The sequence below is a fragment of the Streptomyces sp. NPDC054840 genome (assembly GCF_053611065.1).
The window spans coordinates 1-10,445 of record NZ_JBSGZP010000221.1 but is presented as its reverse complement, the minus strand read 5'-3'; the positions used below and the strand labels follow the sequence as shown (position 1 = coordinate 10,445).

Genomic DNA, 10,445 nt, shown 5'->3' with positions numbered 1-10,445 from the left:
GATCAGCAGATCCGGCCGGCCCCGGCCCCTGGATTCCCGCTCGGCGGATCAGCTGCTGTAGACGCCGACCTCGTGGAGCGAGTACCCCCACTTGGTCGCGCGTTGGAGTCCCTGGACGCGGACGTAGCGGGCCGGCACCCCGGAGAAGCGGGCCGTGTCCAGGCCGCCGTCACTCGCGGTCGTGGACCAGACCGTCTGCCAGTTCGTGTCGTCGGTGGAGACCTCGATGCGGTACGCCTTCCCGTACGCGGCCTCCCAGTCGAGGGTGATGCGCCCCACCCGGTTCGCGGATCCGAGGTCGATGCGCAGCCACTGGTCGTCGTTCCACTCGCTCGCCCAGCGGGAGCCCGAGTCCCCGTCCACGGCCCGGCCCGGGGAGAAGTTCACGAAGGGGTTCCACCACTCCGCGCTCGACGCCGAGGCCGGCGAGCCCGTGGCGAGGTTCACCCCGGACCTGTGCTTCTCGGAGTTCCCCCAGGTGGTGAGGTAGGACTCGGCCCCCTTGAAGAGGTCGTCCACCACGCCCTGGCCGCCGACGAGGCGGATGTCCTCGATCCAGTCGGGGACCAGACCGTAGTGCGAGGCGCCGTCGGTGTTGAGGTCCCAGGTGCGTGAGCCGGTGGTCTGCCGGTCGATGACGGAGCCGCCGTCGGTGCTGCGGAACGGGTAGCGCACCGGGTTCGGGGTGTCGGCCCCGCGCGGTCCGGGCCAGCCGCCGACGCCGTTCATGTCGGTGCCGAACCCGTAGCCGACGTTGTACTTGTCGCGCAGCGCGTCCGTCCGCTTCGCCTCGGCGCTGAATCCCTCGGCGCCGCTCATGTACGAGGCGATGAAACCTCCGAGCTTGTAGACCCGCTCGGTCCAGTCCATGTCCATCCAGCTGTGCGAGGAGATCACACCCGGATACGACTCGGACTCCAGTATGTCGAAGGACCGGCCCGCGGCCTTCACGCTCATGTGGTCGACTTCGAGCATCATCTTGCGCTTCATCATGCCGCGGACCGCGTACTCGCCCAGTTCCGTGAGTCCGCGCGTATTGCACTGGGCGTCGGCGGCGTACGAGGGAACCGCCACACCCGCGGGGAGCTGCTTCTGGGCCTCGGGCGCGGCCGCCAGTCCGATGGGGTTGTCGTGCTGGGGGCCGGTGCACTTCTCGGTCTTCCAGAAGGTCCCGGTCGACAGGAACTGGCCCACGTTGATGGCCGTACCGAGGGCGCCCTCGTCGAAGCGGACCCCGCACAGGGCGTTGTCGAACTTGTGGCACAGGAACATGCTGCGCACCCCGAGGCGGTACAGCTCGTCCAAGCCGCGGTCGATGTCCGCCTTGCTGCACTGCGCGATGTCCAGGATCTGCTTGCAGCCGAAGGGCTCGGAGGTCTCGACTCCGAGGATGACGGCCAGTTTGCCCTGCTGGACGACATCGCGGGCCTGCGCGGAGTCGGTGACGATCCGGAACCAGCCCTTGCCCGGGCCGCCGTACATCTTGTCGATGTAGGCCTGCATGTCGTAGGTCTTCTGCGCTTCGAGCCGGATGGCGGTCATCTCGTCGCAGCCGCGGTCCTTGAAGAAGTAGACCGAGCAGATGACGCCGTTGGTGACGAGGTCGTTCACGAGCACGCGCTGACCGCCGCGCCAGGCCCGTTCGACCCAGGCGTAGTAGTTCTGCTGGTGGGTCAGCGAGTCGTGGGCGGGCCAGTCCTTGAAGGTCGGCCAGCCGTTCGGGTCGTGCTTGCCGTCACCGCCCTTGGTGATGAAGTCGAAGATCGCGAGCGTGCCGTCGGGGTAGTGCTCGGGGCAGTCCTTGAGCGCGTCGGCCACCCCCGCCTCGGAGAACGGCTTGCCGCAGATGAGCCTGCCGCCGAAGCCCTCGTTGGACATCAGGTGATCGTGCGCGTCGACGAAGCCCCGGACCCGTCCCTGGGAGTCGGTGCCCTTGAAGGGCTCGCCCGTGACGTTGATGTCGGAGTCGGGTGCGGGCCTTGCGACCGGGTTCCACCAGCCGGGATCGGCGGCGGAAGCGGGTACGGGGCCGAGCACCATGGCCACCACGGCGAGGAGCAATGACAGGACCGCCAGGGGCCTACGCCTGTGGTGCGTGTGTCGAGAAATGGTCATCACTCACGTCTTAAGGTCAGCCGGATGGCGCGGTCGAGGAGCCGGATCCGTTCGGAGGCATGAAGAGTCACGGTCACAGGCGTGACTTGTCATGGACCTCACAAATGGTGGGACGAGAATCGCGACTGCCGTCGACGGAGTCAATAGTCCGGGACAGGTGACCTGATGATTCATCAGATGCGCCGATTCTTCACAAGGCCCACGCACCGCTCGCAGGCCGTGCGGATACGCCGACCGGGCAGCCCGGACCGGCGGCGTACGGGGAGGAGTACGCGAGCCGGGCTGCCCCGCCCGGGGCGACGGCGCAGTGGTGTCAGCGCGAGTTGTGCTCCAGCAGGTCCATCTCGGCCGGGGCGAACCCGAATCCGCGCGCCGTGACCTTGGGGGCCGGCTTACCGCAGAACGCCGCTTCGAGGGTCCCGCCGAGGGCCGTGTTCGCATCCCCCTTGTTCGAGGTGTTCGCCATCGCGGAGAGGGAGCGGCGCCCGTCGCGGGTGGAGAAGGCGTAGGTGTAGAAGCCCTGCACGGTACCCGTGTGCCCGTAGACCGAGGTGCCGCACGACAGGTCGTAGCGGCGCAGGCCGAGCCCGTAGAACCGGGTGTTCGTCGTGTCGGTCGGCGTCACGGTGAGCATGGCGTCCAGCATGCGGGCGGGCAGCAGGCGGCCGCCGAGGAGGGCGGACGTGAAGGTGTTCAGGTCCGCGGGGTTGGAGATCACCGCGCCGGCCGACTGGGCCCACGACACCGTCTGCTCGGTGGAGTCGACCAGTGGTGCGCCGGCCTCGTCGGGGTGGAGGTAGCCGCGGGTGTGCAGTCCCTTGATCTGCGTGCCGGGGTGCACGTAGGAGGTGTTGCGCAGCTTCAGCGGCTTGATGATGCGCCGCTCGTACTCCCTGGCCACGCCGTTGCCGGTGGCCTTCTCGATGAGCATGCCGACGACCACGAAGTTGGTGTTCGAGTACTTGTACGTGACGCCGGGCTCGGTCGTGCGCGGCGCGCGAAGCGAGAGATCCACCAGCTCCCGGTAGCCGAACACCTTGTTGCGCACGGCCTCGAAGCCCGGCACGGTCCGCTCGAACATCGCGTCCGTGTAGTCCGCCAGCCCGCTGCGATGGGTCAGCAGATGACGCACCGTGATCCGGTCATCGGGCAGCAGCCCGGGCAGGTATTGGTTGACGGCGCCGTCCAGATCGATCCGGCCCTCGTCCACCAACTGCAGCAGGACGACGGAGGTGAACGTCTTGCTGACGCTTCCGATCCGGAAGCGGGCCTGCGGGTCCATACCCGATCCGGTGGTCCGGTCGCCCACCCCCACCGTCCGGACGCTGACCCCGCCGGGTCCGCTGAAGCGGGCCAACGCGCCCGGCGCACCGGCGGCGGTCGTGTTCCGCAACGCCTGTGTCAGCGCTTCGAGGTCGGGGGTGATCGGGGCGGCGTGGGCGGTGGTCGCCGGAGCCAGGGCGGCCGTCACCGCCAGCAGGGCCGCACCGAGGGCCAGACGCCGGTTCATGGGCAGGGGCACGATGATCCTCCGGTGGGGGTTCATAAGGGGTCGCGTGACACGAGCCTACGCAAGATCATCGGTCCGATCGGCCGTCGTCGTGAGCGGGAACGCGGCAATCAGGCACGGCAGTTCCGCTACACCGGCGAGCCGCCTCGCCCACCCCGTTCCCACCGCCGCAGCGGAGCGGTGCATGCCTGGGTGTTCCGCACCCAGGCACGCACGCGGGGGCACGCTCTAGTCTGCAGCCGTGACCAGCAGCGATCTCGGAGACTTCCTGCGTGCCCGGCGCGCACGCCTGCGGCCGAACGACGTCGGACTCGTCTCCTACGGACGCCGCCGCGTGGCAGGGCTGCGCCGCGAGGAGGTCGCGGTCCTGGCCGGTATGAACAGCGACTACTACGCCCGGCTGGAACAGGGGCGCGAACGCGGCCCGTCCCCGCAGATCCTTGACGCGATCAGCGGCGCCCTGCGCCTGGACGACGCGGCACGGGAACACCTCTTCCGGCTGGCGGGCACCGCGCCGGACGGTGACCGGCGCGGTACCCACCGGCCGAGAGAGCCGATCGGTGCCCCGCTGCGCCAACTGCTGGACGGGTACACGGGCACCCCGGCCTTCGTCCTGGATCCCGCCACCGACGTGCTGGCGGCCAACGCGACGGCCGACGCGCTGTTCTCCCCGTTCGCGCAGCGGGACAACCTGGCGCGGATGACGTTCCTCGACCCTGCGGCCCGGTCGTTCTTCGTCCGCTGGGACCGTGCGGCCGAGGCGGTGGTGGCCGGCCTGCGCCACGCGACCGGCCTCGACCCGCACCACCCGCGCCTCACCGCCCTGATACGGGAACTCGATGGGCGCAGCCCGGAGTTCGCGGCGCACTGGGCCGCGCATTGCGTCCGCGGCAAGACCCGCGACACCAAGGAACTCGACCACCCGGACATCGGACCGCTCTCGCTCGGCTTCCAGTCGTTCGCCGTGCTCGGGGCGCCCGGCCAACAACTGGTGATCTACCACGCCGAACCGGGAAGCCCCAGCGCCCGAGGCCTCGCCCTGCTCGGCAGCCTGCACGCGGCCCGCCGGACGAAGTGACCGCCTGGCCTGACGACCTGACTGCCCGGCGAACGACTGACCGCATGGCCGGAGGACCTGACTGCCCGGCGAACGACTGACCGCATGGCCGGAGGACCTGACTGCCCGGCGGCGGCCGGGCCGGGCCGCCTCCACTCCCGTTCTCAGGGTGCGGTGGTCCGCGCCGTCCGCGCCGTGAGTGCACTCTCGCGCCCCGTGCGACGCACCCCGGCGTCGGCGCTACGGGTGGCCCAGGCGACGTGGCCGTCCGGGCTGACCCGGACCTCGCGGACCCCGCCGAGCTCGGGATGCTCCTCGGCCGCGCGGGCGGTGACGACGCTGATCCGCGGGCCCCGTCCGGCGGGCGCGACCCCGTACTCCGGATGCGGGTCCCGTGCGTCCGTGAAGCGGAGCAGGACGTAGCCGCCCTGGTGCAGGAGCTCGTACACCCGCGTCGCGGCCGAGGCGGCTGTACCGGTCACGCTCGGGCCGATGTCGGGCATCCGGCGCCCGACCTGTGCATCGGCGCCGAGGTGGGCCGCAGGGTAGGCGGTGCCGAGCGCCGAGACCTGGTCGGCGAGGCGGCGGTTCGTCCCCGGCCCCGTCCGGATTGTCGAAGCCAACAGCTGACCACCGCGGCAGCAGCGGCTGGCCCGTGCGTCGGAGCTGGAACACCAGCTACGCATTGAGCTCACGCGCGCTGAGCGGGAGCGCGAGCTCAGCAGGAGGGCGGTGCACCTCAGCGTTCGGTAGGCAGTAACCAGTGGCTACCGGCCGGCTCGGCAATGTGCCTTCGCGCCCTTGGCCACTCGTGCCGCTGCGGCGGACGTGGGACGGGTGGGGGTGTGCGTCACCGTGTGGCTGCTGACCGGTCACGGTCGTGAGGAAGGCGTGCGAGGGTGATCGCGCGGAGGAGCCATTCGGCAGGGGCGTAGCGGTATCGCGCGGTGAGCCATGTGCTGAGGACCAGTTGACCGGCGTAGAGCACGAGTGCGCCGAGTATGACGACGGCTGGGCTGAGGTGGTCGTACAGGGCCAGGCCGTAGCCGGTGAAGGCTAGGGCCATCACCAGGGACTGGCTCAGGTAGTTCGTCAGGGCCATCCGGCCGGCGGGGGCAAAGACCGCTGCGATGCGCACGCCGCGGGCGGTCTTCATGAGCAGGAGCATGCCGCAGATGTATGCGGCGGTGAGGGCGGGGGCTGTGACGGTTCCCACCATCTCGCCGAGGATTGACCATCGCGGACCGAGCAGGCCGCTGACGGTCAAGGCCATGAAGAGGCTGCCGGGCAGGCCGACGGCGGCACCGAGCACGAAGATGCGGCGCATCTGTGCGTGGTGGTTGTCCGTGTCGGCGAGCAGGCGCCGCTTGCCGCAGTGCAGCCCGACCAGGAAGGCCGCCATGACGAAGCCGGCCATCAGCAGCGCGGCGAGGAGTTGGTCAGGCAGCTGGCTGATGTTGGCCTGCACGACGGACGATGCGTCGCCGCGGTAGTCGGCGATCAGTACAGGCAAGCCTTCGGCGAGTTCGGCGTCCGCTTCGGCTGTTTCGGCATCCGACATGAGCAAGGTCGCCAAGCCGAGAAGGAGCAGGCAGGCGCTGAGGCAGCCGTACACGATCCGGGCGGCGCGCAGTGCCGCGCCGGGTGTGCAGTTGCGTGCGGCTATGAGGATCAGGCTGAGCACCGCGTACGTCATGAGGATGTCGCCGGTGTAGAGGAGTACGGCGTGTGGGACTCCCAGGACGAGCAGGCCGAGCGAGCGACGCAGTTGCCGGGGAACGGCGCTCGTGCCGGCGCGTTCGGCGGAGGCCAGCTGGAGGGTGAAGCTGTAGCCGAAGAGGAACGAGAACATCAGGTAGAACTTGCCGACCGCGAAGATCAGGACGACACCCTCGGCGGTCCGGTCGAGTGCAGAGGCCCCTGGGTCCGTGATGGCTCCGAGGCCGTACGGGCCGGCCATCATCAGCGCGTTGACCAGGAAGATGCCCATGAGCGCGAACCCGCGCAGAGCGTCGACCTCCGGTATTCGCGCCGGCTGGTCTCCTCGTGTGTGCTCGGCCGTTAAGCGCACTGCTTCCCCTAGGTAGTCGTAGGTGTGCGGGCTCCTGCCCGTGCCGTACAGGCGGCCAGCGTGGTCGAGCGGTTCTCGGGCGGACTTGGCAGAGCTGACGGGAGGAGCACCGCACCTTGGTCTGGAGACGGTCGCCTTGTCCGCAACGGTTGCCCTGGCGTTGAGCGGGAAAGCGCAGCCCGCATGGGCGCAGACTCTTTCCGGAGTCCTCGGATACACGATCTTCATGACCTGCTGGCCGGTGATTGCGGGCTCGGTCGCAGCCCTGGTCCGCAGCCGTATTGCGGCAGTGCTCCTGCTTGTCCTGTGGCCGGTACTCGGCGAACATATCGCAGGATTCCCTCTGCGCTTTGTCCCCGGCTTGGACACACTCGCCGGATGGCTCCCCTTCGGAGCAGGCCGGGCAGCAATGGCAGCGAGCGCCGATACATTGCTCGAGGCAGACCGAGCCTTGGTGCAGACCTTCATCGGGAGCGAGCTGTCAGCCGGCGCAGGCACCACAGTGTTCATCGGTTTCACGGCCAGCGGGGCCTCGGTGCGCCGCATCGGCCGCTGACCTGCTGCGATGGGTTCTGAAATATACTGTCGGGGTGACTGAGAACCCTCTGCCTCCCTGCCCCGAATGCGCGGGCGCGTACACCTACGAGATGGGTGCGCTTCTGGTCTGCCCCGAGTGCGGCCACGAGTGGCCCCTCGCCCCCGGCGAGTCCGGGGGTGGCTCCGAGGAGCGGGTGATCAAAGATGCGGTCGGCAATGTGCTGGCCGACGGCGACACCGTGACGGTGGTCAAGGGCCTGAAGGTCAAGGGCAGCGCGTCGGGCATCAAGGCGGGCACGAAGGTGCGCAACATCCGCCTGGTGGAAGGCGTCGACGGCCACGACATCGATTGCAAGATCGAGGGGTTCGGTGCGATGCAGCTGAAGTCCAGCGTGGTCAGGAAGGTCTGACGGGCGGCGTCGGTCGGGAACGGAAGAAGGCGCCTGTGGAAGGCGCAGGCGCCTGGGGGACGCTGGAGCGCTGAGACGCCCTCTTCCTCGCCGGCGCCGCCCAGGGCCTCGGCCCCACCCGCTACCGGGTCGCCGAACACCGCGACTCGCCAGGCGGAACCGCCGACAGGGGAGGGGAGACGGCCTGTTACGCCGTTCCGGGACGTTGTCCGGCGCCGCCTGGTATCCAGGACACATGAGTCAATGGGCAGATGATCGCTTGGCCGCCGCCGAGCGCGGCGAGAACCCCGCGGTGTTGGCGCGCCTGCGCACCGGTTGGGCCGTGATCGGCGACACGCAGCACCTTCCCGGCTACTGCCTGCTGTTGTATGCGGGCCGGGCCGATCACCTCACCGACCTGCCCCGGGCGGAACGCGTCCGCTTCCTGCTCGATCTTTCCCTGCTGGGTGAGGCCGTCGAGGCCGTGTGCGGGAAGCGGGACGGAGGCTTCCGCCGGCTGAACTACGAGGTGCTCGGCAACTCGTGGGAGCACCTGCACGGGCACATCCACCCCCGCTACGACTGGGAGCCTCCCGAGTTCCGCCGTGGCCCGGTGTGGCGCTACGGGCAGGAGAGGACAGCCCCCGAACACCGCCTCGGGCCGCGCCATGAGGATCTCCAGGCGGACATCACGCGTGCGCTGACCGCCGTCCTCGCCGAGGCCTACGGCCCGCAAGGACGCGGAGCTTGACGGCGGGGCGGGTTCCCGGGCCGGTCCCGCACGAACATGCGGTGGCAGGCGGCCCGGAAGGCGAGGCCCGAGCCCGGCCCGACCGGCGCTCGTGACGCGCCGTACCCCGTGCCGAGGCTCGCGAGAGCGCACGCGTCGTACGGCGGCGGCCACCCCCCCCGGTCACCCGGCACTCCCACGGTCCGGCATTTCAGCGCACCCGATCCCGCCAGTCCCGTCCGGTGCGCGGCATGCTGGGGTCGGAATCCGAATACGGGGGAGAGATCCGATGGAGCGGCACGTCGAGTTCGAGCGTCTGCACAACTTCCGTGACATGGGCGGCTATCGGTCCGCCGACGGCCGGACCGTCCGGTGGGGGACGCTGTACCGGGCCGACTCGCTCGGCAAGCTGGCGGGGGGCGACTGGGAGCGGTTCCTCAAGCTCGGGATCGGGACCGTCATCGACCTGCGGTATCCGTGGGAGATCGAGGCCAAGGGGCGGGGTGCCCGAGGCGGAGCGGTTCCGCTACGTCAACCTGAGCATCGAGCACCGGCCCTACGACCAGGCCGAAATCGACCCGGACACCGACCCCTGGCGTTACCTCGCGGACCGGTTCGCCGAGGTCACCGAGGACGGGGCCGGCGAGATACGGCAGGTCCTGGAGGAGGTGGCGCAGGCGACCGGCCCCGTGGTCTTCCACTGCACCTCGGGCAAGGACCGGACCGGGCTGATCGGAGCCTTCGTGCTGACCCTGCTCGGAGTGGACCGGGCGGACGTCCTCGCCGACTTCGCGCTCACCGAGCTGGCCACCGAGCGGCTCGCCGCCGACTGGCGGGCCGCCCACCCGGACCGGATCATGAAGTGGCCGAGCTACGGCCGCGCCCCCGCCGTGATCATGGAGTTGGTGCTCGCGGACCTGGAGGCCCGGTACGGATCCGTGCGCGGCTACCTCGCCGACCGGGTCGGGCTGCGGGAGCGGACGGTGGAGCAGCTGCGCGAACGCCTGCTGACCGGTGCCCACGAGGACGTCCGCGGGGGCGTCCGCGCGACGTGAAGTCGCTCTGGTGGCGCCACCGGCCCATCTCCTACCATCGGCACACGGGTGGGGCCCCGGCTACGGTTGGTGCGTATGACACATACCGAGACGCATGCCGGGACAGAGGTCACCGCGGACCTGGTCCGGGACCTGTTACGCGATCAGCACCCCGACCTGGCGGATCGGCCCGTACGGTTCGGTGCCCGTGGCTGGGACAACCAGCTGTGGCGGCTCGGGGAGGACCTCGCCGTCCGGCTGCCCTGGGCGACGCCGACCGCGGACGCGCTGCTGCGCAAGGAGCACGCCTGGCTGCCCGCCCTCGCCCCGGGCCTGCCGCTGCCGGTTCCCGTTCCGCAGCGCATCGGCGAGCCCTCCGAGAGGTTTCCGCGCCCCTGGATCGTCACCACCTGGGTGCCCGGCGAGCCCGCCGACCGCGCCCCCGCCACCGACGCCACGGACGCGGCCGACGCCCTCGCCGCCTTCCTGACGGCTCTTCACCGACCTGCTCCCGAAGGGGCGCCCGTCGGCAACTACGGCCGCGGCGGGCCACTCGCCGACCAGGCCGACGGATTCGCCGACGGGCTCACCTCCGCCACCGAGCAGGGGCTGATCCCCGACCCGGACACCGTCCGGGCGGTCTGGGAGGACGCCGCCGCCGCGCCCGCCTGGGAGGGCCCGGCGATGTGGCTGCACGGCGACCTCCATCCGGCCAATGTCCTCACCGCCGGCGGCACCTTCTGCGGCGTGATCGACTTCGGTGATCTCTGCGTGGGCGATCCGGCCTGCGACCTGGCCGCCCCCTGGGTGCTGCTGCCGGACGGCGCGTGCGACCGCTTCCATGCCGCCTACCTGCCGGGCCCGGACGACGCGACGCTGCGCCGCGCCCGCGGCTGGGCGGTGCTGCGGGCCCTCGGCGGCATCCTCATCGGCGAGGCCGGCGTCCACGGACGCCCGGGCGGCAAGCCCACCTGGGGCCCACCCGCCCAGGCCGCCCTGCGG

General features: G+C 70.5%; 10 protein-coding genes and 1 pseudogene. 7 read left to right on the top strand and 4 right to left on the bottom strand.

Annotated elements, in window-relative coordinates; genetic code table 11:
• Positions 1–48: 48 nt before the first annotated feature.
• Positions 49–2,115, bottom strand: coding sequence for a galactose-binding domain-containing protein (locus tag ACWGIU_RS17645; protein WP_453706787.1), 2,067 nt, complete (start codon positions 2,113–2,115; stop codon positions 49–51).
• 313 nt (positions 2,116–2,428) lie between these two features.
• Entirely contained in the window at positions 2,429–3,625 is a 1,197-nt protein-coding gene (locus tag ACWGIU_RS17640; protein WP_453706785.1) for a serine hydrolase domain-containing protein, read from the bottom strand.
• A gap of 241 nt (positions 3,626–3,866) precedes the next feature.
• Here ACWGIU_RS17640 and ACWGIU_RS17635 point away from each other — a divergent pair, with 241 nt between their 5' ends.
• The gene (locus tag ACWGIU_RS17635; protein WP_453706783.1) at positions 3,867–4,703 is read left to right on the top strand and encodes a helix-turn-helix transcriptional regulator; all 837 of its coding nucleotides are present in this window, start codon (positions 3,867–3,869) and stop codon (positions 4,701–4,703) included.
• Positions 4,704–4,846: 143 nt separating this feature from the next.
• On the opposite strand, the gene ACWGIU_RS17630 is transcribed toward ACWGIU_RS17635, so the two are convergent.
• Both ACWGIU_RS17630 and ACWGIU_RS17625 read right to left on the bottom strand, forming a co-directional pair.
• The gene (locus ACWGIU_RS17630) at positions 4,847–5,305 is read right to left on the bottom strand and encodes an aromatic-ring hydroxylase C-terminal domain-containing protein (protein ID WP_453706781.1); all 459 of its coding nucleotides are present in this window, start codon (positions 5,303–5,305) and stop codon (positions 4,847–4,849) included.
• Between the two features lie 227 nt (positions 5,306–5,532).
• Complete coding sequence (locus tag ACWGIU_RS17625; RefSeq protein WP_453706779.1) at positions 5,533–6,672, bottom strand: DUF418 domain-containing protein; 1,140 nt, start codon at positions 6,670–6,672, stop codon at positions 5,533–5,535.
• A 166-nt stretch (positions 6,673–6,838) separates the two neighbouring features.
• Between ACWGIU_RS17625 and ACWGIU_RS17620 the strand changes: the two genes are divergently transcribed.
• The 6 genes and pseudogenes from ACWGIU_RS17620 to ACWGIU_RS17595 form a co-directional block, all read left to right on the top strand.
• Positions 6,839–7,309, top strand: a complete 471-nt coding sequence (locus tag ACWGIU_RS17620; protein ID WP_453706777.1) for a hypothetical protein — start codon at positions 6,839–6,841, stop codon at positions 7,307–7,309.
• Between the two features lie 34 nt (positions 7,310–7,343).
• Entirely contained in the window at positions 7,344–7,700 is a 357-nt protein-coding gene (locus tag ACWGIU_RS17615) for a zinc ribbon domain-containing protein YjdM (RefSeq protein WP_453706775.1), read from the top strand.
• Positions 7,701–7,935: 235 nt separating this feature from the next.
• Positions 7,936–8,430, top strand: coding sequence for an HIT family protein (locus ACWGIU_RS17610; protein ID WP_453706773.1), 495 nt, complete (start codon positions 7,936–7,938; stop codon positions 8,428–8,430).
• Between the two features lie 268 nt (positions 8,431–8,698).
• Positions 8,699–8,860, top strand: a pseudogene (locus ACWGIU_RS17605) (tyrosine-protein phosphatase); the annotation flags it as partial.
• A gap of 52 nt (positions 8,861–8,912) precedes the next feature.
• On the top strand, positions 8,913–9,464 hold the full coding sequence (locus ACWGIU_RS17600) for a tyrosine-protein phosphatase (RefSeq protein ID WP_453706771.1): 552 nt from the start codon (positions 8,913–8,915) through the stop codon (positions 9,462–9,464).
• Between the two features lie 75 nt (positions 9,465–9,539).
• Positions 9,540–10,445 (top strand): aminoglycoside phosphotransferase family protein (locus ACWGIU_RS17595; protein ID WP_453706769.1); only part of this gene is annotated, 906 nt, incomplete at its 3' end.

Coding starts and splice junctions, on each gene's coding strand:
- ACWGIU_RS17645 (WP_453706787.1), bottom strand. CDS start 2,115: ATGACCATTTCTCGACACACGCACCACAGGCGTAGGCCCCTGGCGGTC.
- ACWGIU_RS17640 (WP_453706785.1), bottom strand. CDS start 3,625: ATGAACCGGCGTCTGGCCCTCGGTGCGGCCCTGCTGGCGGTGACGGCC.
- ACWGIU_RS17625 (WP_453706779.1), bottom strand. CDS start 6,672: ATGGGCATCTTCCTGGTCAACGCGCTGATGATGGCCGGCCCGTACGGC.
- ACWGIU_RS17610 (WP_453706773.1), top strand. CDS start 7,936: ATGAGTCAATGGGCAGATGATCGCTTGGCCGCCGCCGAGCGCGGCGAG.